The organism is Gemmatimonadota bacterium (genome assembly GCA_026706845.1).
GTDB lineage: Bacteria > Latescibacterota > UBA2968 > UBA2968 > UBA2968 > VXRD01.
This window is the reverse complement of the sequence record JAPOXY010000178.1, coordinates 1-24,056: the sequence shown is the minus strand read 5'-3', so window position 1 is coordinate 24,056 and position 24,056 is coordinate 1. Positions and strand designations below refer to the sequence as shown.

At 52.0% G+C, this 24,056-nt stretch carries 21 protein-coding genes; 13 read left to right on the top strand and 8 right to left on the bottom strand.

Annotated features, from left to right (window positions below):
* Both OXG87_16545 and OXG87_16540 read right to left on the bottom strand, forming a co-directional pair.
* Positions 1-1,190 (bottom strand): neutral/alkaline non-lysosomal ceramidase N-terminal domain-containing protein (locus OXG87_16545; protein ID MCY3871161.1); only part of this gene is annotated, 1,190 nt, incomplete at its 3' end.
* A gap of 20 nt (positions 1,191-1,210) precedes the next feature.
* Positions 1,211-2,218 carry an NAD(P)-dependent oxidoreductase gene (locus OXG87_16540; protein ID MCY3871160.1) on the bottom strand — a complete coding sequence of 336 codons (1,008 nt, stop codon included), beginning with the start codon at positions 2,216-2,218 and terminating at the stop codon, positions 1,211-1,213.
* 93 nt (positions 2,219-2,311) lie between these two features.
* Between OXG87_16540 and OXG87_16535 the strand changes: the two genes are divergently transcribed.
* Positions 2,312-4,087, top strand: a complete 1,776-nt coding sequence (locus OXG87_16535) for an ABC transporter ATP-binding protein (GenBank protein MCY3871159.1) — start codon at positions 2,312-2,314, stop codon at positions 4,085-4,087.
* 13 nt (positions 4,088-4,100) lie between these two features.
* Here the strand turns inward: OXG87_16535 and OXG87_16530 are convergent, their stop codons facing one another.
* The 3 genes from OXG87_16530 to OXG87_16520 form a co-directional block, all read right to left on the bottom strand.
* Complete coding sequence (locus tag OXG87_16530; protein MCY3871158.1) at positions 4,101-5,609, bottom strand: DASS family sodium-coupled anion symporter; 1,509 nt, start codon at positions 5,607-5,609, stop codon at positions 4,101-4,103.
* 531 nt (positions 5,610-6,140) lie between these two features.
* A complete protein-coding gene (locus OXG87_16525) occupies positions 6,141-7,649 on the bottom strand; it encodes an insulinase family protein (GenBank protein MCY3871157.1) in 1,509 nt (502 codons plus the stop codon).
* A gap of 39 nt (positions 7,650-7,688) precedes the next feature.
* Positions 7,689-8,867 carry a pitrilysin family protein gene (locus OXG87_16520; protein ID MCY3871156.1) on the bottom strand — a complete coding sequence of 393 codons (1,179 nt, stop codon included), beginning with the start codon at positions 8,865-8,867 and terminating at the stop codon, positions 7,689-7,691.
* 289 nt (positions 8,868-9,156) lie between these two features.
* Between OXG87_16520 and OXG87_16515 the strand changes: the two genes are divergently transcribed.
* The 6 genes from OXG87_16515 to OXG87_16490 all read left to right on the top strand — a co-directional run bounded on the left by OXG87_16515 (position 9,157) and on the right by OXG87_16490 (position 14,540).
* Positions 9,157-9,381, top strand: a complete 225-nt coding sequence (locus OXG87_16515) for a YggT family protein (protein MCY3871155.1) — start codon at positions 9,157-9,159, stop codon at positions 9,379-9,381.
* A 14-nt stretch (positions 9,382-9,395) separates the two neighbouring features.
* Positions 9,396-10,601 (top strand): multidrug effflux MFS transporter, encoded by a 1,206-nt coding sequence (locus tag OXG87_16510; GenBank protein MCY3871154.1) that lies wholly within the window; start codon positions 9,396-9,398, stop codon positions 10,599-10,601.
* On the top strand, positions 10,598-11,542 hold the full coding sequence (locus OXG87_16505; protein MCY3871153.1) for an ROK family protein: 945 nt from the start codon (positions 10,598-10,600) through the stop codon (positions 11,540-11,542). Before OXG87_16510 ends, OXG87_16505 begins: the two co-directional genes overlap by 4 nt.
* A gap of 108 nt (positions 11,543-11,650) precedes the next feature.
* Positions 11,651-12,565: a phytanoyl-CoA dioxygenase family protein gene (locus OXG87_16500; GenBank protein ID MCY3871152.1), complete on the top strand. Its 915-nt coding sequence runs from the start codon at positions 11,651-11,653 to the stop codon at positions 12,563-12,565.
* A gap of 24 nt (positions 12,566-12,589) precedes the next feature.
* Entirely contained in the window at positions 12,590-13,285 is a 696-nt protein-coding gene (locus OXG87_16495) for a dienelactone hydrolase family protein (GenBank protein MCY3871151.1), read from the top strand.
* Between the two features lie 13 nt (positions 13,286-13,298).
* The gene (locus OXG87_16490; protein ID MCY3871150.1) at positions 13,299-14,540 is read left to right on the top strand and encodes an amidohydrolase/deacetylase family metallohydrolase; all 1,242 of its coding nucleotides are present in this window, start codon (positions 13,299-13,301) and stop codon (positions 14,538-14,540) included.
* A gap of 52 nt (positions 14,541-14,592) precedes the next feature.
* On the opposite strand, the gene OXG87_16485 is transcribed toward OXG87_16490, so the two are convergent.
* Genes OXG87_16485 through OXG87_16475 form a run of 3 tightly spaced genes read right to left on the bottom strand, consistent with a single transcriptional unit; the run spans position 14,593 to position 17,585 of the window.
* The gene (locus OXG87_16485) at positions 14,593-16,938 is read right to left on the bottom strand and encodes a GWxTD domain-containing protein (protein MCY3871149.1); all 2,346 of its coding nucleotides are present in this window, start codon (positions 16,936-16,938) and stop codon (positions 14,593-14,595) included.
* 36 nt (positions 16,939-16,974) lie between these two features.
* On the bottom strand, positions 16,975-17,355 hold the full coding sequence (locus OXG87_16480) for a type II toxin-antitoxin system VapC family toxin (protein MCY3871148.1): 381 nt from the start codon (positions 17,353-17,355) through the stop codon (positions 16,975-16,977).
* Positions 17,352-17,585: a prevent-host-death protein gene (locus tag OXG87_16475; protein ID MCY3871147.1), complete on the bottom strand. Its 234-nt coding sequence runs from the start codon at positions 17,583-17,585 to the stop codon at positions 17,352-17,354. The genes OXG87_16480 and OXG87_16475 overlap by 4 nt, the downstream gene beginning before the upstream one ends.
* A gap of 396 nt (positions 17,586-17,981) precedes the next feature.
* Between OXG87_16475 and OXG87_16470 the strand changes: the two genes are divergently transcribed.
* The 6 genes from OXG87_16470 to nqrF are packed head-to-tail and all read left to right on the top strand — an operon-like array spanning position 17,982 to position 23,874.
* Entirely contained in the window at positions 17,982-19,325 is a 1,344-nt protein-coding gene (locus OXG87_16470) for a Na(+)-translocating NADH-quinone reductase subunit A (protein ID MCY3871146.1), read from the top strand.
* Entirely contained in the window at positions 19,325-20,524 is a 1,200-nt protein-coding gene (locus tag OXG87_16465; GenBank protein ID MCY3871145.1) for an NADH:ubiquinone reductase (Na(+)-transporting) subunit B, read from the top strand. The genes OXG87_16470 and OXG87_16465 overlap by 1 nt, the downstream gene beginning before the upstream one ends.
* On the top strand, positions 20,514-21,311 hold the full coding sequence (locus OXG87_16460) for a Na(+)-translocating NADH-quinone reductase subunit C (GenBank protein ID MCY3871144.1): 798 nt from the start codon (positions 20,514-20,516) through the stop codon (positions 21,309-21,311). The genes OXG87_16465 and OXG87_16460 overlap by 11 nt, the downstream gene beginning before the upstream one ends.
* 49 nt (positions 21,312-21,360) lie before the next feature.
* Positions 21,361-21,987, top strand: coding sequence for an NADH:ubiquinone reductase (Na(+)-transporting) subunit D (locus OXG87_16455; protein ID MCY3871143.1), 627 nt, complete (start codon positions 21,361-21,363; stop codon positions 21,985-21,987).
* A gap of 1 nt (position 21,988) precedes the next feature.
* The gene (nqrE, locus tag OXG87_16450; GenBank protein MCY3871142.1) at positions 21,989-22,600 is read left to right on the top strand and encodes an NADH:ubiquinone reductase (Na(+)-transporting) subunit E; all 612 of its coding nucleotides are present in this window, start codon (positions 21,989-21,991) and stop codon (positions 22,598-22,600) included.
* A gap of 23 nt (positions 22,601-22,623) precedes the next feature.
* Complete coding sequence (gene nqrF, locus OXG87_16445) at positions 22,624-23,874, top strand: NADH:ubiquinone reductase (Na(+)-transporting) subunit F (GenBank protein ID MCY3871141.1); 1,251 nt, start codon at positions 22,624-22,626, stop codon at positions 23,872-23,874.
* The last annotated feature ends 182 nt before the right edge of the window (positions 23,875-24,056 follow it).

Here is a 24,056-nt window from a genome sequence, read left to right as displayed (position 1 = left end):
CCACCAACAGGATAGGCATCGGCAGTCGGAACATACCCAATACACCCATTGGTATATCCCAGTGCAATCGTTTTATCACAAGGAGAAGCATCATCTAAAAACAACTGGTAATCGACAAACATCTCTCCCGGATACCCCACCACTGCCAAATTGCCAATATGTATGGTCTGAATCTCAAACGACTCCGTTGGACTTCCCCCTCTTCTCGCAGCCTGCACATAATCTTTTGCCCACTCGACCATCCCTTCGAATTGTTGGCGGCGTCGATAGGGCGTTATATTTTTATCTTCTCGCACGCGTTGCAAATTCGCTGTGACATCTGCAAGTGCACGCTCTGCTTCATCGACATCGGGTATCATAAGAGGCAATTCGACAACCCGATTATTCACCGCCAGCACATCGTCCTCCAGTCTCTCGGCATACAACGCAGCCGTCACAGTTGCCGATCCCAGGCGCGTACCCAACAACTCGCACCCCTCAAACTTTCCGTCCTTAGGAGAACAGTTGATATCCCCACAACAACCCTGTAAAAACAGAGGCATTGCCAGATTATCCCGCACAAATTGCGCGGCATATCCCGGAAACTCTGCACTGATCGACAGCGCATTCAAATTCACGGGATGCGCCGCAGTCGCGAATACTACAGCCACAGGCACACCGCCTGCTGTATCCACGCGCACCACATCGACCCAGGGGGCTTCGGGACCTTTGGGATGATGGCCCAGCACAATGCGTCCGTCGCGCATCTCTCTGCGGTTATGGGCAATACGCACGGGTGCTCGCCCATGCGAAAGCGATGCGGATACCAATCCTTCTGCCGCCATTTTAATTGCGCCAACGACCTTGCGACACAACACATCTTCATAAGCTGTATCGCGGTCACCCATACATCGAAACGCCATCACAGAGGGTCCCGAATGGGAATGAGACCCATTGAGCAAAATATGTCCTCCCGGAATCCCGACCGAATGCTCAACCATCTCCCGAATCCGATTGACCAGATCCGGCGCAAAACTGATCACATCGGCCCCCACAATTGCGACCTGTGTTTCGCCGTCATCCAGCACCAGTGCCCTGGCGTACAACTCGTCGTGTATTGCCTCAGATGGCCCTTCGCGCGCGGCAAATCCGCACATTGAAATCCCTACTGGCGGCGTGATATTCACCTCTGAAATCCCCGTTTTTATCATGTTATACTCCTTTCCCACTTCTAAAATTTCCCTGTCCTCGACTCGTATTTGGTCGGTTTGCCCAGCGTGCGTCCATCGCTCATAACCCAGTGTGCAACCCACGAGACAATTTCTTCAACGGGAACCCTTGGCGCCCCCATCTCCTCAAACAGCACCCCTGCATCGCCCAACAGTGCTGTCTCGCGCTCTTCGCCTTCAAACACGGGATCAATATCAAAATACTCGCCCAATTGCAAAGCCAAATCGCGCACCGACAACACATCCCTACCCGTCATATTCACCACCCGTGCTGGACATGCACAAAGCGGAAACATCTGCGCCAAATACGCATTCGCATCGCCCTGCCATATCTGATTGACATAGCCCATAGACAGATCTATAGGCATCTCGGATTTTATCTTCTCAGCAATATCCAGAATAATGCCATAGCGCAACTCCGTCGCGTAAAACAAACGCACAATTGCCAGAGGCGTTTGATTCTCCTTGCAATAAAACTCGGCAAGCCGTTCACCGCCCAGCCGGGACATGGCGTATTCGCCAATCGGATTGACAGCATTCTCTTCTCGAGCACCCGAACCCGTCACCGAAGCAAATTCGTAAACATTGCCAGAAGATACATAAACAATGCGCGAATCCGGAAATTGCTGCATAACTTTTGCGGGCAATACCGCATTCATCGCCCAGGTCAACGGCTCATTGCCCGTTGCCCCAAACTTATGTCCTGCCATCAAATAGAGATACGGCACGCGAGGCAATTGCGCCAGCCCCTCATCGTCCAGCAAATCGCACTTGATCGTCGCAATACCTCGCGCCTCCAGATCATCGCGATCCAGCGGATTGGAAAACCGCGACACGCCAATCACCTCATCTGCGCCAGCTCGCAGCAGCAACTCTGCCAAAGTCGGTCCCATCTTTCCCGCGATACCCAAAATCATCACGGGACCATCTAACTTCGACACAGCCTCGATCACCTCGGGCGATGGGGTCGTCATCTGATCGATCAATTCTTCTTCTGTTTTAATCACCATAGTCGTTCTCTCCATTCTATTCTCTTGACTTCTATGCCATCAAATAATAGGTTTGGGTCACAACCATAACGAACCTCAAACCACAACAGATTTATGACCTTTATCAAACAAATCTACGACCTGCTCGAAGGTCGCCGTCTCCTTATGGCATGCTGCATCGCCTGTGGGTTTATCTTTGCAGCGGCCAATCTCATCCCACCATTGCTCATCCGCAAACTCATCCAGTGGCTCACCGAAGCAAAACCCGTAGGAGACCTCATAGAAGTCAGCCTCTTACTCCTTGGGATTTACCTGCTTCGCGGCGTTTCCCGTTACGGTTATGGCTTCTTTTCTCACGTCACCGCCTATCGCGTGATGCACGCCCTTATGACGCGCGTGTACAAGCACCTGCAAAACCTGTCCCACAGCTTTTTCAATCGCCAGCGAACCGGCAATCTCATGGCCCGCTCCATCAACGACATCGAAGCCATCGAAGACTTTATTGCACACGGCATACCCGAAACCGCGCTCGCCACTGTTATCCCCATATCCATGGTTGCCGTACTCTTTTACCTCAATCCAGAACTCGCCCTCATCGCCATATTGCCCATTCCGCCCACGGCATTTCTCGTATATCGCTATGTATCCAAAGTGCGCGCCATGTGGCATGCGGTGCGCGAGCGGCTCGCTGAACTCGCCGCCCTCGTACAGGATAACATGTCGGGCATTGCCGTCATCAAATCATTTGCCCGCGAACGGGAATGCGCCCACCAGGTAACCCACCGCAGCGCCACCTTTCACGACCGCCTGATCAAAGCCAACACAGTCTCGCTCCTGCCCGCCGGCATCATCGAAGCCACGGGTGGACTGGGCATTGTACTCGTCATCTGGAGCGGGGGCAACATGGCCCTCAGCGACAGCATCTCAGTAGCTGATCTATTTGTCTTCATCGTCTATATGGGCCACATCTACCAGCCTTTTTTGCAACTGGCATCTTTTAACGACGTATTGCAAAAAGCCGCCGCCAGCACAGACCGCGTTTTTCAACTCCTCGCCATCCGTTCGGAAATTACCGACGCCCCTGATGTCACCGTGCCCAAAACCATCACATGGGATGTCCATATCGACGCACTCACATTTGGATATGATCCCAACGCTCCCGTCTTGCACGACATCGACCTGCACATTCGCGAAGGAGACATCCTCGCACTCGTCGGGCCTACGGGAGCCGGCAAATCAACCCTTGCCAACCTCTTGCCCCGCTTTTATGACCCCCAACAGGGCGCGGTTCGCATTGGCGGATATGACTTGCGCGACCTGCCCCTCTCCTTTGTGCGCCAAAACATCGCCTCAGTCCTTCAAGACGTCTTCTTATTTCACGGCACAGTATATGAAAATCTGATCTTTGGTCGTCCAGATGCAAACGAACGCACAGTACGAGAAGCCGCCCAGGCAGCCAATGCCCACGCCTTTATTCGCGACTTGCCCAAAGGATATGACACCGTGATTGGAGAACGCGGCGTGCGCTTATCCGGCGGTGAAAAACAACGCCTCTCCATAGCTCGAGCACTGCTTAAGGACGCCCCCATTCTCATCCTTGATGAAGCCACATCCTCTGTTGACGTCGAAACCGAGGCACTTATTCAAGAAGCCCTTTATCGCCTCACGCAAAACCGCACCACCCTCGTCATCGCCCATCGCCTCTCCACCGTGCGTCGGTCGCCCACCATTGCTGTAATCGACGAGGGACGCGTGGTCGAAACGGGCAACCACAGTTCCCTCATCGACCGCGATGGACTCTATGCGCGCATGGTAAGGGCGCAAGACCTCACGCGCAATGGCGAAATACTATCGCGCATTGCAACCCGCGAGTCGCAGGTCGCGGATTGACGCTACCTCCCGCCTATTGAATCTTCGCCCAATCGGGCATCACCCCGAGTTCAATACCCAGTACGACGCGACCAACAACAGCAATCGCAGCAGTAATCATCACAGCCCCTATCAAATTCAACCCCACGCCCACGCGCGCCATATCGCGCATAGAAATTCTATCCGTGCCAAACACAATTGCATTGGGCGGCGTGGCTACCGGCAACATAAACGCACAAGAACACGACAACGTGGCTGGAATCATCAGCAACAATGGATTGAGACCCACCGCCACAGATAACGCCGCCAAAACCGGAAGGAACATCTCTGCCGTTGCCGTATTGGAAGTCAACTCTGTCAAAAAAGTCATCATCACACACAAACCACCCACCAAAAATAGAGGATGCAAGCGCCCCATACCCTCCAACTGCTGCGCGCACCAGAGCGACAACCCCGACTCCTTAAACCCGCTTGCCAGAGCAAATCCACCGCCAATCAGCAACACAATATGCCAGGGCACATTGCCAGCCGTTTGCCAATCCATCACCCTGGATTTCGCGCCATCCCGCGCGGGCACGACAAATAAAATCAGAGCCATTGCCATAGCAACCGATCCATCGGTTATCAATCCGCCAGACTCGAAAAACTGAGACCAGCCCGGCAGCGTCCAATCGCCAATTTGAATGGGGCGTCTCGACAACCACAACAGCGCCAACAACACAAAATCGGCCAGCACCACCTTCTCGGCAAATGACATCGGCCCCAACTCGGCATATTGCGCGCGCACCACACTCAGATCAATATCATCGCCGTGACCGCGAATGCCAAAAACGAGACAAAGCGCACCCCACGCACAAACGAGCATCACACATGCCAGAGGCAGAGCAAAAGCAAACCACATTGCAAATGAAATCTCGGGAACCTCTGCAAAATGAATCGATAAAATCCTCACAAAAGACAAATTGGTCGGCGTACCCACAAGCGTTGCGCTCCCACCAATTGAAGCCGCATAAGCCACCCCCAGAAACACCGCCGTGCCAAAAGAACCAGATGCCACACCCTGCTCTTCCATCCTGACCACAATTGCAAGCGCAATTGGCACCATCATCATAGTCGTAGCCGTATTGGAAATCCACATGGACAAAAACGCCGTCACCAGCATAAAACCCGTCAGAATACACTGGGGACACCCCCCAAAAAGGAGCAGCAAGCGCAGGGCAATTCGCCGGTGTAAATTCCAGCGTTGCATGCCCAACGCCACCATAAAACCACCGACAAACAAAAAAATAATATGATTCAAATAAAGTGGCGCAACCTCTTGTCCGCTCATAATACCCAGCAGGGGAAACAGCACCACGGGCAACAGTGCCGTCGCAGCCAAAGGCACGGCCTCTGTCATCCACCAAACAGCCATCCAGCAGGCCACACCAGCCGTATGTGTAACCTCCGGATGCCCCGGCTTGAGATCCCCAAAGACTGTAACTCCCACCCCAATCACAGGACCGAGCCACAGCCCCCAGCGTTCTATTTGTTTATTCAGCATATCTTCTCCCTGATCATATCTTTTAGAGAACCAAACAATATATACCATAATGCGCAAAGATAAAACTCGTTTGAGCCAACAAAAAATCACACCATTCGGGAACCTTTCCAGCCTTTAAAAGTAAAAGAATATGCGACAAAGCGTGTCGCAAAAATATCGGCGTTGACTCCTATACCCCGGCTGAGTCAACGCCGTTACTCTTTCTTGGAACTCTTTTCTGTACAAATGCGTCTAATCCGGTACCATGCAACATCCCTTGAGGCGTTGGTTATACCCTCCCAACCGGCGCCTCTTTTTATTTATAAACAAAAAAAGCCTTTGAGGGCTCCCTCCCGACACCCTCAAAGGCGTCATACTTCTGCTACAAAATCAAAATAAAATGCAAAAATAACCCTGTCAATAAAAAAAGCGGGCTGCCAACAGCACTCTATTTATCGGGAGGGAGGAAATAAACAGAAATGCTGAGGCAACCCGCTGTACATAAAACATACCCAACTTCAAAAACAACGTCAAGAGTATAGAAGAAAATTATTATTTAAGCAGAGTCTGAATATCAAAAACCGTTGTCCTCGCCTTGATATCCTCGTGATCCAATACAGCCTTAATGCTGTCAGCATTCCCGTAAATAAGCATTAGCAATGGCAATTTGTTCTGACTGTTTAACATCAGTTCGAAAACGCGGCGAATATCCTCCTCTGTCACCCCATCAATAGCCGATTCGTATTCCTCCAGAGAAAGAGCGGGCACCCCATCGCGGTCATAGCGCACCTGCTGACTGAGCCTGGTCTGCGGACCGAGTTGCAAATGATACGCCCGCTTGAGCCGTTCGCGACCTTTCTCCACCTGCGCCCAAAAATCTGGCTCAGACAAACAATGGTAAATCAACCGAAACATCTCGGGAACAAGCTCAGGGGTATAAACATCGCGAGGATCAGCCCAAAAATGCAGTATTGGCGGTGATGTCCATTCCGGAATACTCACGCCAACCGAATAACACCAACCTTTCTGGTCTCGAAGCCGAATGAACAAGAGCCGGTTTAGCGCATTGACCAGAACCGCTTGTGCAAACCAATCCTCATTTGTGCGGGGCAAGCCATTGGTTATCCAATTACAAAGATCAGTTAGATGACTACTTTGAGAAATTAAAACATGCATGCCCGTAATTTCTTTGCGTTTTGGTCGAGGATGTGGCGAAAAACCATCCCGAGGTCGGTTATCCGTTATCACCCGTAAACTCCGTTCAATTTCCGACTTACTCAGATCGGAAGTCACTCTAAAAAAGAGGACTTTTGCGCGCAAAGTTTGATCCCAAAATTGTTGCAAGTCCTGTGCTGTCAAATTTTCAAGTGCTGTGCGCGTGCCTACTCGCCGGTCTTCATCGTATTTGTACAGGTGATGGCGCAAAGTCTCTGTCACATCATGGTCATCGATATAATCCTCAAATTTGTCTATGATCCGTGCCCGTTCTCTGTTCAGCAGTTCTTCAGAGAATCTGAGATCTTCCATCATCGCTTTCAGATGTCTCAAAGCCGCATCCAAATTTTCACTAAACACAGTCAGGTTAACGGTGGTATATAAGTTAGAAATATTGAACCATAACTCTGCGCCAAGCCGATCCATCTCTTTTTTGTCTTCCCTGTATAACGCCAGATTAATTAGACGAAGAAAAGCAAAAGACAAACCGCGCGTATCCATTGTCTCCTGTAGATTCCCCCCTGTATAATACCTCATTGAAAGCCGCGTTTGCGGCACGCGAGTATCCTGCACATAATATATTTTGTGATTGGGAATTTCTGCATCTGCTGCCGAAATATTGCAAAGGACGGCAATTAATCCAACCGCAATTACTCGCCGTCGCCAGTACCAGTATCCTCCTATTCCCACGAGAAGCCACACAACACCCACATAAAGCCCCACACGCCGCGATGATGCTCGCTCCTCAAAAGAGATCAGGGCAAAGGTGCGGGGCGGCTGGTCCAAAAGATATTGCTTCGCCACCCGCTTGACATCGGCCACCGTAACGCCATCGAGATTCTGCATCCACTTGAGATCAAAAGCAGGGTCATTGAAACAAATATATCAAAAAGAGATCGCATTTGCCAGACGCGTATGACTGGTTATCATGCGATATAAAACTTTCCGCGCTTCATTTCTCGCTACCAAAAGATTTTCTGCTGAAAAAGAATCAACAGCCGTTTGAATAATTTGTTGCATAGCTGAAACTACGGGTTCATAACGCGTATCCGAGGGTAAATCGGCATAAAAATAATATATACTTTTATCGCGCATATTGAGAAAATAGGAATTCACTCCAAGCACTTTTCCCGAACCAATTAGTCTTTGCCGCGCAAGAGAATATTCACCCTCAAAAAGAGATAGGTCAAACAAATAAAAAGGATAGGTGTCTGGATGCGTATCTGTTGGAATATGCCAGACACCCCAAACAGAAGAATGCAGATCAGTTGTAGATTGCAGGGAATCCTGGGGGACAGATGCGACATCCAGCGTGTCAACATCGTCTGGAATAAACCCCTCGTCCTTTGGAATCTCCCCAAAATGTTGGACTACAACGGGCAAAATATCAGCCCCTTTTACATCGCCTACAATTACAAGACACGCATTATTCGGTACGTAATAACGCTTGTGAAATGCGGTCGCTTCCTCCAGAGTAAAAGTTTTAATCGTATCTCGATGGCCCAGAATATCGTACTGATAGGGATGCCCCGCAAACATGCGGGCGTATAGCTTTTTATACAAAAGCCGACGCGCAAGACTTGCACTTCTCGCCCATTCAGCCAGAACGACCTCTTTTTCGAGATCGAATGCTTCCTGCGAAACATCAAACCGTGTCATACCCCGTGCAAAATAGGCAATCAGTGTATCCAGCTGCGCTTTGGGAACAGTCGCGTAGTATTTTGTACCATCTTTAGACGTACTGGCATTGGCGTGTGGCGCACCCAAAAGATAGAGCGATTCTAAGAATGAGCGATCCAGTGCGAGGTGCTCGACCAGATGCGCCATACCCTGCCTGCCGGGTGCTTCGTGAGAAGACCCCACGCGATAGACGATTTGGCACGTCACAACGGGTCGGGTATCGTCCTCCACAATTGCAACCTGAAGGCCATTGGCGAGGCGATAGTGCTGGAGAGAAAGGGAGCCAGCAAGCGAAACATCGGCGACCTTTTGATAGGCTGGCGAACTTGCCAGCGCGTGCATTGGCAAAAGACAGAGCAAAAGACAGAAATATCCGAAACGCATTACAAAGTCCTCAGTAGTCAGCGGGCGGGCACGGGGGCACCGCCCCTGCATTATAGACAAGGATCGTGTTCGAGTAGGGAACGGTTCCCGTATAAAGGCACTACGGGACAGGCCCTGTGCCGTCCCCGGACTCAGTAGTCATCAGAATACCAAACTTTGTCAACGTGTGCAACACCCAAAAAACGCTGCTCCCTGAAGAAAACAAGCCCCGTCTTTTCCGTTGCATTTCTCGCGCAAATTGATAATTTATCAAATCTTCTTTTTAACCGAATCGCGAAAGGTCCAGCTTATGTTCTTAGTAACCCTCCTCAAAATTTACGGCTACATCATCATTGCGCGAGCACTCATCTCATGGATAAATCCCAACCCATATAATCCACTCATCAGAATAATATGCGCCATCACAGACCCGGTTCTCGTACCCATTCGCCGTCTATTGCCCGACCTGGGCGGACTGGACATATCGCCCTTTGTCGCCATCGTCATCATCTGGTTCATCATATCCCTGATTTAGCGGAAGGGCATGATTTGAGCGCAGAACAACGATCTCCCACCTCTCGCATCCTCATTCCCATCTTGCTAACCGGCCTGTCTGGCCTGCCCCCTCTGTCCATTGACATGTTTTTGCCCTCCATGCCGGCAATGGTACGGGAATTTCAAACCCAACCCACCCACATCCAGCCCGCTGTCACCCTATTCCTGATGGCACTGGGCGCGGCGCAACTCGTCTTTGGTCCCCTCTCTGACCGATATGGTCGCCGCTCCATCTTGCTCATCGGCCTGGCCTGTTACGCCCTCGCGGGCCTGGGTTGCCTGTTTGCCCCCACAGTGGGCGCACTCATCTTAGCCCGTGTATTACAGGGATTTGCCGGAGGCAGTGGCCCTTCTGTAAGCCGCGCTGTAGTACGCGACATATATGGCGAAATCCACGCCGCCAGAATAATGTCCTACATGGCCACAGCCATTGCCCTCGCCCCCATACTCGCACCTGTAATCGGTGGATTTTTACAAGCCTATTTTGGATGGCAAGCCGTCTTTGTCGTACTCAGTGCGCTGGGTGCCCTGTTCTTCTTCGGCTACCTCTGGGCAGTGCCCGAAACCAATAACATGATCGACCCCACAGCCCTGAACCCAACGCGCATGATAGCCAATTACCGCGACCTCCTCAGCAGCCGTCAGTACCTCGGATATACCTTTATGGTCGCCATCCTCTTCTGGGGCATGTTTGCCTTTATCACAAACTCATCTTTTGTCCTCATCACCGAGTTGGACGTCTCTCCCCAACTCTACGGCTTCTGTTTTGGATCGGTCGCCGTGGGCCTCATGATCGGCGCATTTTTATCTGGCCGTCTCAACAATCGCCTCGGCAGCGCACGCATCATTCAACTTGGCAGCCTGATCGCAGCGGGCGCAGGCATACTTTTATTGGGACTCAAACTCGCGGGCGTATTTTCGGTCATCACCATCATCGCCCCAATGTGTTTATTCACAATAGGCGGCGGTATGGTGCGCCCCCAGGCAATGGCTGGCGCAATCGTACCCTACCCGGAAAAAGCCGGACTCGCCTCCGCGCTCATGGGATTTATACAAATGAGCACAGCGGGATTATTTGTCACCCTATTCAGTCAGTTTTACAGCGCCTCATCCATCTCCATGGTCACAGCCATTGCCATCTCAGGCATCATTGCCCTGCTCGTGCGCCGCACACTATTGCCATCTGGAGCCACACCGTGATCCTCGCCATTGACATCGGCGGCACCCAATTTGGCCTGGCTCTCGCCACGCCCGCTGGCCGCGTCATCAAACACATCCAGCACAAAACAAATCGCGCAGACCACGCCGACAAAAGAATTGACCGCATACTCGCAGCAAGCAAAACACTGATCGGACAATCATCCGTATTGGCCTGCGGCATTGGATTTGGCGGTCCCGTCAACTACGACACACAGCGCATCGTCAACTCCACCCACGTCGTCGGATGGGACGATTGCCCACTGCCGAAAATTGTCGAAAAACACCTCGGCTTACCCTCAATAATCGACAACGACGCCAACGTGGGCGCACTGGGAGAATTTACTTTTGGCGCGGGCAAAAACAGTCGTCACATCATCTACTACACGGTCAGCACCGGCATTGGTGGGGGTATCATCATCAACGGCGAACTTTACCGCGGTGGCAACGGATATGCCGGCGAACTCGGACATGTGCCCATCTTGCGCGACGGCCCCCAATGCGACTGCGGCAATCGCGGCTGCCTCGAAGCCCTGTGCTCTGGCACTGCCATCGGCGAGCGAGCAACAGCAGCAGTGCAAAAACATCCGCGCAAAGGCATCGCAATCACACGAATCGCAAACAACAACCCCATCACAGCCAAAACCCTGTTCGACACCGCGCGTTCTGGCGACCCTTATGCCAGAGCACTCGTCGATGAAATCTGCACCGACCTCGGACAGGGTCTGGCAATCGCCGTAAACGCATTCGCTCCCGACGTCATCGTCATCGGAGGCGGCGTCTCAAACGCAGGGCGCATCCTATTTGAACCGCTGCGAAGAGAAACCCTTCGATTCCTCATGCCGGTTCACCGTCCAAGCCTTAGAATCGCCCCTGCCAAACTCAAAAACCGCTCCGTCCTTCTCGGCGCAGTCGCCCTGGCAAAACAACGGATACAACACTGACCTCTTTTTTATCTTGAATTTTAAACATTTTTGAAGTTCATTACAGACCCCTGGATCTGACGAACTCTGGATACTCACCGACAGAGTAAAAACGCGAGGAAACCCGCAATGGACGCCAAAGAAAGATACTTCTGGGACCTCACCGGGCATCTCGTTGTGCCCCAGGTACTCAGTCCCGATGAAATCGCAGAAGCAAATGAAGCCATCGATTATTACACCCGGGAAATTCTAAAAATCCAGGACTCCGACGCCCTGCCCGGCAGACCGGATATTCGGGCAACCACAGTTGTCAGAACCAGCAACAAGCATCCCTATTTCCTGGAAATGTCGCCGCCGTATTCCGATCCCTTCAGAAAAATGCTCGTCCATCCCCAGATCGTATCTCGCCTCAACAAAATGTGTGGCCGAGGCTTCCGTCTCGACCACGGCCCCGAGTTAATCGGTCACGTCAAAGGCGTAGATGGTCTCCGGCTGCACGGATCGGGCGACCGCCACAAACCCTATGTGGCCTATCGCAATCAAAACGGCGCAATGCACTGCGGCGGCGTCACAGTCTCCTATCAACTATCAGACGTCGGCAAAGGCGATGGCGGATTTGTCGCCGTACCGGGATCGCACAAATCCAAATACATCATACCCGAAGATCTCAAATACTTCAAAAGTGACATGGACGTACTCGTTCAACCCGCTATGAAAGCGGGAGATGTCCTCTTTTTCATGGACGGCGCGCAAACGCACGGCACCTTGCCCTGGCAAGCAGAACACCAGCGCCGGTCCATCCTCTACAAATACACCAGCAGAACGTCTGCCCGGCAGGGAACCGCAGAAGAAGTTGCACCGCCCGAGCATTATTGGGATCAGTCACACATCGACGGCATGACACCTGAGCAACTCGCCGTCATGTGGGGACCTTATGCCAACTATCACGAAGAACTGCCCGTCCTGGGCATTGACGATCAGGGGATTGTCCACACAGAAGAACCCATCGACGCCGATAATATCTGGAGCGATCGCAGGGGATAAACACAACAAAAAAGGAGACTCTCAATGCCAGCCTTCACAGAAACCATCCCCGTTAACGACCAAAACCTGGGCCTCTATCTCTCCCTTCCCGATGGCGACGGTCCCTTTCCCGGTATCGTCGTCGGCATGCATGCGGGTGGCACCGATGCCTTCATTCACGCCATGTGCGACCGTCTCTCAGAAGCTGGCTATGTCGCCGCAGCCCCCGACCTCTACCACCGCCTGGGCATCAATGACATACGCAATCCAGGCACCCTCAAAGACCTGGAAATGATCGCCGACATCGAAGCCACCGTTGCTTTCCTGAACGATCACCCCAAGGTCGATAACAACGCCCTCGGCATCACTGGCTTTTGCATGGGTGGCCGCGTAGCCTATCTTATGGCCGCCGCCGTCCCCGGCTTCAAAGCCGCTGTTGCCTATTACGGTGGCAACACAATGACCGCCCTGGGTGAAAACATCCCATCTCCCTTCGAGCGAACCGCCGACATTGCCTGCCCGCTCCTGTTCCATTTTGGCGAAGCAGACCAGAACCCATCCCCCGAAGACATGAAAATCCTCGACACCGAACTCACCCGCCACAACAAAGAACACGAATTCTTCGCTTACCCCAACGCTGGTCACGCCTTCATGGACGCCACCGGCTCTCGCTACAACGAAGCAGGCGACCGCACATCCTGGCCCAGAACCATTGAATTTTTCGACCGGCACTTGAAGTAAGAGGAATACCCTCATGCCCTACGACCTCCTCCTGAAAAACGCCACCGTTATTGATCCCTCCCAAAACATCAACGCCATCCGCGATGTCGCCATCCAAAACGCCACCATTGCTGCCCTCTCCGAATCCATTACCGATCCCGCCAGAGAAACCCTGGACCTTACTGGCAAAATCCTCACTCCTGGCTGGATCGATATCCATGCCCACGTCTTTGCCGGCGCTACCACCTGGGGCATTCAAGCCGATGCCCTCTGTCTCGCTACCGGCGTCACCACCATCGTTGACGCCGGCAGCCCCGGCTGGGCCAATTTCCTCGCCTTCCGCGACTTCATCGCCACCCCCGCCCGCACCCAGATTCTCACCTTTATCCACATCAGCGGCATCGGTCTTACCTACGGCCCCATCGGAGAAATGACCGACATCAAGTATGCCGACCCCGAACGCACCGCCTACGTCGTCCACACCTATCCCGAAACCTGCGTAGGCGTCAAAGTACGCATCAGCAAAACCATCACCGGAGAAAACGGTATCGTCCCCTTACAATTGGCCGTTCGGGCCGCTGACATGACCCACACACCCGTCATGGTCCACATGGGTGCTGGCGTCTCCCTCTCCGACATCCTGGCCGAACTGCGCCCAGGCGACATCGTCACCCACTGCTATCGCGGAGACGGAGACGCCACCATTGGCGACACCATTTTAAACCGCCAGCACATCATCCGTCCCGAAGTCCACCATGCCCGCCAGCAGGGAATTCTCTTCGACGTCGGCCACGGCGGCGGCAGTTTCCTTTTTGAAACCGCCAAAAAAGCCCTCGCTCAGGACTTTCTCCCCGACGTCATCAGCACCGACATCCACTCCGGTTCAATCAACGATCCCGTTTACAGCCTCCCGGAAACCGCCTCTAAACTGCTCAATCTGGGTATCGAACTCCCCGACATCGTCCGCCAAACCACCACCGCTGCTGCAGCCGCCATTGGCAGAAGCGAGCATCTGGGCACCCTCAAAATCGGCACCGTCGCAGACCTATCGGCCTTTGAAATCCGCGAAGGCGAATTCCAATTTCGCGACGTCAGAGACAATTTGGAAATCGGCCGCAAAAACATCCATCCCGTACTCACCATCCGGGCTGGCAAAGTCTATCGTCCCGAATCCCTTCGGGAAGAACGCGACGAAACCCTCGCCCGCGCCCGCGAAATTCGCGCGCTCACCTCCCGACGATTCGGCGATCTGGGATGGACACCACCCGGCACATAAAAAAAGCGGTCACAATATGTGACCGCCTCTTGCTTGTCTCTGAAACTCACCACTACCGCCGTCGTTCACCACCCCGCCTCCCACGCCTACCCTGCCGCACATCATCGCCCTGAATTCCCCGTTGCCTCTCAGTTACCTGCGGCGATTCCAATCTAAAAATAGCCTCGCGCTTCACGGATTGACCACTCGACAAATCCGTCACCTCAACCTCAACCTGATTGAGGCCCAGGATCATCTTTTTTGAATCCAGCTCCAGATGGATCGGCTCCCACACATCTCGCCCCACATGCTCATAACTCACCGCCACCTGTGGTTTTCTATTCCTCGCCATCAATCTTTTGAATCCCCCACTCAACAGCCCAAAAATCGAAGACCCCGACCGCACATCCTGCTGGATCGTATAGGACACCTTGTATCGCGTCTGCCCGAATTCATCGCGTTGCAAATTATAGACCTCATAATAGACAAACACACTGCGATCATTCACAAAACTGCGCGACGGCATCGGCATCACCCACACATCGCCCTTGCGGTACTTATCGTGAAACCCCTGCTTATCGCCAATAGCCCACGCCAATTCCAGATCGCTCATCGCCAGCGAATCGGAAAATACCGGCGCTTCCAGATCCTGCACATAAACCCCCCACTTCCCCGAATGCACATCGGCCAAATGCACCGCCATGCGATAGGTACCAGGTGGCACCTCCAGATAAGCCACATCGGGCACAAATGTCCCCTTCTTCAACTGCCCGGAATCAATACCCCCAAAATGCAAATCATCCCGAGTCCGAAACACCTCCTCACCCTCATCGTCTGAAATCACCACTGAACGGCGCACATGCCCATTCTCATTTTCAATACCCACCTCCAGCGTCGGCACCCCGTAATACACCTCGACCCCGGTCTTGCCCTCTTCCCCTCTAAAACGCGCCACATCGTAATAAAACGCCAGCGGTTCAATCCCCGGCGGCAAATCAAAATACTCCGGTGTGGAAGCCACCACATCGTTCAACACCACGCCCGGATGGGATCGCAAAAGCGCGGACAGCCGTTCGCCCGACAGACGCGTACCATCTGGCAGCGGGGGAAACTGCCACTTGCCATTGAGCAACTCATCCACAAAAACAAACTCCACACCGCCGCCAACCTGCGTGTAAATCCACGACTCCCACGGCATCGACCGCGGGCCAAACGCCACGGGATAAGCCGGTTCAGTTAGATTAACACCCTCGTAATCCCCAACCGCCTGTTCATCCTCCACACCGCCAAAAAACGACTCCTCAGTCATTTCACCCGACGCCACAAAACCACCCTCAATATCCAGAGCCAACCGCTCCTTCACCGCCTCAGCCTCGGCACTCGGCACCGCATTGGGCGCGTGTGACCGCGACCGATAATCCGGCTCACCATACCGAATATAAACCTCGCCGCGCCTGTCCCACGGCTGCACAGCTTTTGCAAAATGCGTCCGCGCGAACCACACCCGGCGATAGTGTTCAGCCTCTCGCGCAAGACCTCCCGATATCAGCGTCAAATCGCGCCTGCGCCAAAACGTCGTCAAAAACGCGGCGCGTTCATCTTCTGGCAGCAATTCATATTCTTGCAACTCCTCCGGCCTTGCCACCAGTTGCAAATCTTTGTAAAGCGCCCGTTCTTCTGCTGAAATCACATTGAAATACTGCGCGAACAATTCCAGCGCCCGGTCCGGATCGCCCAGACCTGCATAAGCTTGTGCAAGTAACGCCAACAATCGCGCTTCGCCCGGATTCTTCATCAACGCCATCTCGCCAATCTCAACGACAGATCGGTAATTGTGCTCCTCCGTATAAGACACCGCCAATCCGTAAAGCGCCTCGATATCACCCGGCCTCAGCCTCAAATACTTTTCGTACAACAGGCGGATCTCGCCGTAATACATCTCGAAATTGTTATTCACATACCAATCCGCCAATTCCAGATACACCGGCGCGTAATCGGGTGCCATTGCAATCACGCGGCGAAACGCATCCTCGGCATCCAGATCGCGCAGCATCACCTTCGCCCGCGCCAGATACAACTCGGCATCTATCGACTTCGGATCCTTTGCCCGCGCCATCCGAAAATACTGCAACCCCTGTCGCGCGCGCGTCCGTCCCCGCGCCATAAACACCCGCCCCAACCCCACATAAGCCTCTGCCGACCCGGCATACCGAATCCCCTTGCGAAACGCATGATCGGCCTTCTCGATCTCCCCCGCATTCAGATACACATTGCCCAACCTGACCCAGGCATCGCCATCTTTTGGCGCAACCTTCACGGCTTCCTCCAGAACAGACAGCGAATCCGCCACTTCTGATGTTGCCTGCCCGGGTAATATCAGAAGCAAAATAATCCACAAATTCAGTATCAAATATTTCACGTCAACTCCATTTCAGTAAAAGTTTTGAAATCGCCCTCACCAGATAGTCTGTGAATAAAATGCGCGGATAGCAGAATCTGAGGTGACGAGTGGGCAAGCGTGCAAACTGGCAGTCGCAACAATTGTGCGATCAGCAGGATCGCCATGATCCCAATTGAGTTCGAGGTTCTTGATCCAGGTCTGGGCATCTACAGGCAGAATATCGAAGCGGTCTATTGCTTTCAGTTTATCCGTAAATTCCTGGATAGAAAGTGGTATAGCGAGTTTTTGCTTTTTAACTTTTATGCCGATCTCCCAAATAGAGATAGAACTGATGGCAATATGGTCGGCGTCTGAGATCGCTTGTGCTGCGATTTGAGATAATCGCTCTCGATCCAGAGTCCAGAATATGAGCGCTGAAGTATCCAGAACAATCATGACAGATCTTTCCATTCGTCGGTGGTCGGTGTATTGATATCTTCGCGGTAGATGACCTTGCCCTGAATGGTACCGAACACCTCTTCCACTGTCCTTTTTTGCCCAATAGGCTGAATGCGTAAAACAGGACGATTGTGATCTGTGACAATCATTTCTTCGCCGGTATTTTCAATATCGCGAAATATACGAAGCATATTGGCTTTCAATTTACTTTTAGAAATTGAAGGCATCTTTACTCCTTTTCAAAAATTATGACCATATTTATGACTATATTTAAATTCTATCAAAAAATCACTTTGTTGTCAATAAATGAATTTTTTCAGGATCGTTATATCGAATTGGTACATTGAGAACCCCTATAATTTATTTCTTCCGATACCAACGCCTTTTGCTTGACAATTAAAAACGCTTATAATAAATTTATTCGCAAACAAGAAAACTATTGCATTTTTGAACAACACATCTGTTCTTTATCTGGACTACGATGGATTTGTTTCCAATGCCTGCAGATGCTCACAGCACCTGCAAAACAGCAACCGCGTTATCTGTCCTCCCCCTTGTTTATTAAGGCTATTTGACAGTTGTGGTTGCTTTTTTTATTGGAAAAAATTGAGGACCTCATGGCATTGACAAAAATTAAACAGGGACTCGACCTTCCCATTAGCGGCGTACCCGATCAATCCACAGTACAAAATGGCAAGCCCGTCCAGACCGTAGCACTCTCAGGTGAAGATTATGTGGGCATGCGCCCCACAATCGTGGCTCAAGTGGGAGATCGCGTCAAACTCGGCGATGTATTGTTCACCGACAAAAAAATGGAAGGTGTTCTCTATACCTCACCCGGTGCAGGCGAGGTAATTTCTATACATCGAGGGGCAAAACGCGCCTTTTTATCCATGGTCATTCGCCTGGAAGGCAACGATGAAATCACCTTTGAATCTCATCGAGAAGATGAAATCGACAACCTGGACCGGGAAACAGTCAAAAAACAACTCATCGCATCCGGACAGTGGACCGCCTTGAGAGCGCGACCATTTGGCAAAGTAGCCGACCCCGCGACAGAACCCCGATCCATCTTTGTCAACGCGATGGACACCAATCCCCTATCCCCGGACATGGCGCGTGTATTGGCCGGACAGGAAAAAAATTTTGCATTGGGCTTGAAAATCGTCTCAAAACTCGTAGAAGGGACAATTTTTCTCTGCAGAGACCCCGAATTAGACCTGCCCGAAATCGACGACCGCATCCAGGTCGAAGAATTTACTGGACCGCACCCCGCTGGATTGGTCGGCACGCACATCCACTTCTTAGACCCCGTCCACCGCAACAAAACAGTCTGGCACATCGGGCTACAGGATGTCATAGCCTATGGGCATCTGTTCACAACCGGGCGGATAATGACCGAACGCATAGTCGCCCTGGGCGGACCAACAGTAAAACACCCCAAACTGATCCGCACCCGCCTGGGTGCTTCAATAATGGACCTCGTAGAAGGCGAACTCGAAAACGTCGAAAATCGGATCATCAGCGGCTCTGTCCTCTCCGGGCGCAAAGCAGATGAAACCCGCGCCTTTTTGGGGCGATATCACCAGCAAATTACCGCACTTGAAGAAGGCAACAAACGCGCCTTTTTGGGCTGGATCACGCCGGGATTCGAATTTTTCACCATCAAGAACCTGGCCCTGTCCAAAATGTTCTTCGGGCAGCGCCTCAAATTAAACACCTCCACCAATGGCAGCCATCGCGCGCTCGTGCCGCATGGCAATTACGACGACGTCATGCCGCTGGACATCTTGCCCAACTTTCTGATTCGGGCACTCGTCACCCGCGACCTCGACGACGCCGAAAAACTCGGCATCCTGGAACTGGAGGAAGAAGACCTATCACTATGCACATTTTCGTGCTCGTCAAAAATGGATTTTGGGCCTATTCTGCGCGAAAACCTCACCGAAATTGAAAAGGAAGGATAGTGAAGCCTCTACGCGATTTATTGGACAAACAGGCCGAACACTTCGAAGAAGGCGGCAAACTCGAAAAACTGTATCCGTTTTACGAAGCTGGGGATACATTCCTTTACACCCCCGGTGAAGTCACCCAGGCAGATGCACATGTGCGCGACGGCATGGACCTGAAGCGCATGATGATCACAGTCGTACTCTCGCTACAACCCTGTATTTTATTTGCCCTTTACAATACGGGCTTGCAAGCGAGCCTGGCCTATCAAAATATCGGCGCAATCGGCACTGGCGATTGGCACGTCTGGCTCGCCCAGGCACTGGGCCTGTCTTTCCTGCCTTCCGATGTAATCAGTTGTTTTGCGATAGGCGCCATTTATTTTGTACCCGTACAACTCGTAACCATAGCCGCAGGTGGCATCTGCGAAGCCATCTTTGCAGTCATTCGCAAACACGAGATCAACGAGGGATTTCTCGTCACCAGCACGCTATTCCCTCTGACAATGCCGCCCCTGATACCCCTGTGGCAGGTTGCCCTTGGCATCATCTTTGGCGTCGTAATAGGCAAAGAAATTTTCGGCGGCGTGGGAATGAACTTCTTAAACCCCGCGCTCACGGGCCGCGCATTTCTCTATTTTGCCTATCCCGCGCAAATCTCGGGCGATGCAGTCTGGATCGCCGTCGATGGATATAGCCAGGCAACGCCATTAGCGGCCTATGCCGATACCCATATCCAGCTGGATTACACATGGTGGGAGTCCTTTATCGGTCTGATCCCGGGATCCATGGGAGAAACCTCAACCCTTTGCTGTTTATTGGGCGCAGGCGTCTTGATATTAACCCGCGTTGGCTCGTGGCAAATCATGGCTGGTGTAACCATCGGCATGATCGTATCTGCACTATTCTTCAACTGGATCGGCAGCACCACCAACCCGCTACTCAACGTATCTCCGGCCTGGCATTTCGTCATCGGCGGCTTTGCATTTGGCACTGTATTCATGGCAACCGATCCAGTCAGCGCAGCCATGACGCGCCAGGGCAAATGGGTCTATGGTATTTTAATAGGCGTCATGACAGTACTAATCCGCGTAACCAACCCGGCCTATCCCGAAGGCATCATGCTGGCCATATTATTCGCCAACGTATTCGCGCCCATCATCGACCGCGTCTTTATCGACCGCAATATCAAAAGGAGACTGGCCCGTGCAGAATGACAGCATCCAAAAAACGATCTTTGTTGCGGTGGCCCTTTGTCTGGTCTGTTCTCTTTTTGTCTCACTATTTGCGGTATCCTTACACGATATCCAAAAAGAGAACAAACGCCTCGACAAAGTAAAAAATATTCTGATTGCGGGTGGATTGTACGATCCCTCGGTCGATGTCCAGTCCGTTTACGAAAATAAAGTCGTACCACTGCTTATTGAACTGGACACGGGGCAGATCTTGAACAACGAAGAATATCCCGATGGCATCGACGTAGATACCTATGACTTAAAGAAAATGGCATCCGACCCCGTTTTTGGGCATTCTGTTGATGCGGATAGAGACATTGCAAATATTCGCAACCGCCCGAAGTATATCTTCGTCTATAAAGTGATGGAAAACGACAAATTGCAGCGCATTATCTTGCCCATCTACGGCTATGGCCTCTGGTCCACACTCTACGGCTTTGTATCACTGGGCAATGACCTGCAAAGCATTCAGGGCATCACATTTTACGAACACGGCGAAACCCCGGGACTGGGTGGCGAGGTGGATAACGCCAGATGGAAGGAATTATGGCCCGGCAAACAGGCATTTGACGATGCCGGTAATGTCGCCATCTCCGTAATCAAAGGCCAGGTCAATCCCAAAAGTGCAAAAGCAAAATACCAGGTCGATGGTCTATCGGGAGCGACCATCACCACACGGGGATTAGACAGTATGCTCAAGTACTGGTTGGGCAACGAAGGATACGGTCGATTTTTAGACACACTAAAACAAGGAGGTGCTCGTGGCTGAAGTAATCGAACGGGAAGAACAAGCGCCAGAAGTGCCACCATCTCCGTCTTTGACGGCGAAAGAAGCCAAAAGCCTGGTATGGACGCCCATCTTTGATGACAACCCCATCGGGCGTCAGGTATTGGGAGTATGTTCGGCACTCGCAGTGACCACAAAGCTGGAGACCTCAATCGTCATGTCTTTGGCGGTCATCTTTGTTATAACGCTTTCCAATATATCGGTAAGCCTGATCAGAAATCACATCCCATCCAGCGTGCGCATCATTGTACAAATGACCATTATTGCCTCACTTGTGATTATCGCCGACCAGGCTATCCAGGCATTTGCTTACAACATATCCAAGCAATTGTCGATCTTTGTCGGACTGATCATTACCAACTGCATCATCATGGGACGCGCCGAAGGATTTGCAATGAAAAATCCACCCACGCACAGCTTATTAGACGGCCTGGGAAATGGATTGGGTTACAGCACCATCTTAATTGTGGTGGGATTTTTCCGCGAACTTCTGGGATCGGGTAAACTTCTGGGCGTTGACATTTTGCCACTCGTCACCGAAGGCGGCTGGTACATGCCCAACGGCTTGATGTTATTATCGCCGAGTGCGTTTTTCTTAATCGGGTTCTTCATCTGGGTTGTGCGCGCGTGGAAACCCGAGCAAGTGGAAGAGGATTAAAATGGCCGAACACTATATCAGCTTATTTGTCAAAGCCGTTTTTGTCGAAAATATGGCCCTCGCTTTCTTTTTGGGCATGTGTACATACCTCGCCGTCTCCAAACAGGTGACAACCGCTGTGGGCCTGGGCATTGCGGTGATCGTGGTCCAGACGATTACAGTGCCGATCAACAATTTAATTTTTACCCATGTCCTGACCGAAGGCGCACTCGCCTGGGCGGGCTTGCCAAATGTGGATCTCACATTTTTGGGCCTGGTCACATATATCGGCGTCATCGCCGCAATGATTCAAATTCTGGAAATGGTACTGGACAAATACGTACCCACCCTGTACAACGCCCTGGGCATATTCTTGCCCCTGATCACAGTGAACTGCGCGATCTTAGGTGGTTCCCTGCTCATGGTCGAACGCGACTTTAACTTTTCAGAAAGCGTCGTCTTTGGACTGGGCAGTGGCACGGGTTGGGCACTCGCCATAGTCGGACTGGCGGGCATACGCGAAAAAATGAAATACAGCAACGTGCCACCTGCACTGCGCGGGCTGGGCATCACGTTTATGACCGTGGGATTGATGGCAATGGCATTTATGCTCTTTTCGGGGATTCAACTTTAGATCCAGGCAAGCGTGGAGATAATATGGAAGACGTAAGGCTAATTTTACTCGGTGTAGGGATGTTTACTACCATGGTGCTGATGCTGGTAGCGGTTATACTCATTGCCAGATCGCGATTGGTTGCCTCAGGGCAGGCGCACATCACCATCAACGACGATCCCGACCACAGCGTTTCTGTTCCCATAGGCGGCAAATTGCTCAACACATTGGCCGACAATAGAATTTTTGTATCGTCCGCATGCGGTGGAGGCGGCACCTGTGGACAGTGCAAAGTGACGATCAACGACGGCGGCGGCGATATCTTATCCACCGAACTGTCACACATCAACCGCAAAGAAGCGCGGGAAGGGTGTCGGCTTTCGTGCCAGGTAACAGTGAAAGGCGATATGGATATCGAAGTACCCGCCGAAGTATTTAGCATCAAAAAGTGGGACTGCAAAGTGCTCTCAAATTACAATGTCGCCACATTCATCAAAGAACTCGTCCTCGAACTGCCGCCAGGGGAAGACGTCGGGTTCCGCGCCGGTGGTTTTATCCAAATCGAATGCCCACCCCACACCGTTGACTACCGCAGCTTCGACATCAAAGCTGCCGACGGTGAAGACCGCTTTAGAGGTACCTGGGATCATTTCAATGTATGGGACAATGTCTCGGTAGTAGATGAACCCGTCTTCCGCGCGTACTCAATGGCGAATTATCCCGAAGAAAAAGGGGTCATCATGCTCAACATCCGCGTGGCATCTCCGCCGCCGGGCACAACGGGCATACCACCGGGCAAAATGTCGTCGTGGACATTTGATCTAAAACCCGGCGATGATGTAACCATCTCGGGACCCTACGGCGAGTTCTTCGCCAAAGAAACCGATGCCGAAATGATCTTCATCGGTGGCGGCGCCGGCATGGCGCCCATGCGGTCGCACATCTTCGATCAATTCAAACGCATAGAAACAGATCGCAAAGTAACCTTCTGGTATGGCGCGCGCAGCCTGAATGAAATGTTCTACGTCGATGACTTCGACGGATTGCAGCGCGATTTCGACAACTTTACATGGCATGTCGCACTATCCGACCCCATGCCGGAAGACAATTGGACGGGCCTGACCGGTTTTATTCACCAGGTCCTCTACGATGAATATTTGAAAGATCATCCGGCTCCTGAAGACTGTGAATATTATATCTGCGGTCCCCCGCTAATGTTAGTGGCATGTATGGATATGCTGGACGATATGGGTGTGGAACCCGAGAATATCTTATTCGACGACTTTGGCGGATAATCGGGACCAGACCAGTTCATTAAAAGTACATAAAAAAAGTCTTCGGTTCACCCAGCAACCGAAGACTTTTTTGTCGGGTAGTTCTTCAGACACATCAACCTCCTGTGTTACGATGCCCGCCAATCCAGCGTGACAAAATCCTTGTACAGCATCACTTCTTCCTCAGCATACTCCAACTTGGC

Excerpts from the sequence above, each read along its gene's own strand:
- OXG87_16540 (MCY3871160.1), bottom strand. The coding sequence starts at position 2,218 with ATGGTGATTAAAACAGAAGAAGAATTGATCGATCAGATGACGACCCCA.
- OXG87_16535 (MCY3871159.1), top strand. The coding sequence starts at position 2,312 with ATGACCTTTATCAAACAAATCTACGACCTGCTCGAAGGTCGCCGTCTC.
- OXG87_16530 (MCY3871158.1), bottom strand. The coding sequence starts at position 5,609 with ATGCTGAATAAACAAATAGAACGCTGGGGGCTGTGGCTCGGTCCTGTG.
- OXG87_16525 (MCY3871157.1), bottom strand. The coding sequence starts at position 7,649 with ATGCAGAATCTCGATGGCGTTACGGTGGCCGATGTCAAGCGGGTGGCG.
- OXG87_16520 (MCY3871156.1), bottom strand. The coding sequence starts at position 8,867 with ATGCGTTTCGGATATTTCTGTCTTTTGCTCTGTCTTTTGCCAATGCAC.
- OXG87_16515 (MCY3871155.1), top strand. The coding sequence starts at position 9,157 with ATGTTCTTAGTAACCCTCCTCAAAATTTACGGCTACATCATCATTGCG.
- OXG87_16500 (MCY3871152.1), top strand. The coding sequence starts at position 11,651 with ATGGACGCCAAAGAAAGATACTTCTGGGACCTCACCGGGCATCTCGTT.
- OXG87_16495 (MCY3871151.1), top strand. The coding sequence starts at position 12,590 with ATGCCAGCCTTCACAGAAACCATCCCCGTTAACGACCAAAACCTGGGC.
- OXG87_16490 (MCY3871150.1), top strand. The coding sequence starts at position 13,299 with ATGCCCTACGACCTCCTCCTGAAAAACGCCACCGTTATTGATCCCTCC.
- OXG87_16480 (MCY3871148.1), bottom strand. The coding sequence starts at position 17,355 with ATGATTGTTCTGGATACTTCAGCGCTCATATTCTGGACTCTGGATCGA.
- OXG87_16475 (MCY3871147.1), bottom strand. The coding sequence starts at position 17,585 with ATGCCTTCAATTTCTAAAAGTAAATTGAAAGCCAATATGCTTCGTATA.
- nqrE (MCY3871142.1), top strand. The coding sequence starts at position 21,989 with ATGGCCGAACACTATATCAGCTTATTTGTCAAAGCCGTTTTTGTCGAA.
- nqrF (MCY3871141.1), top strand. The coding sequence starts at position 22,624 with ATGGAAGACGTAAGGCTAATTTTACTCGGTGTAGGGATGTTTACTACC.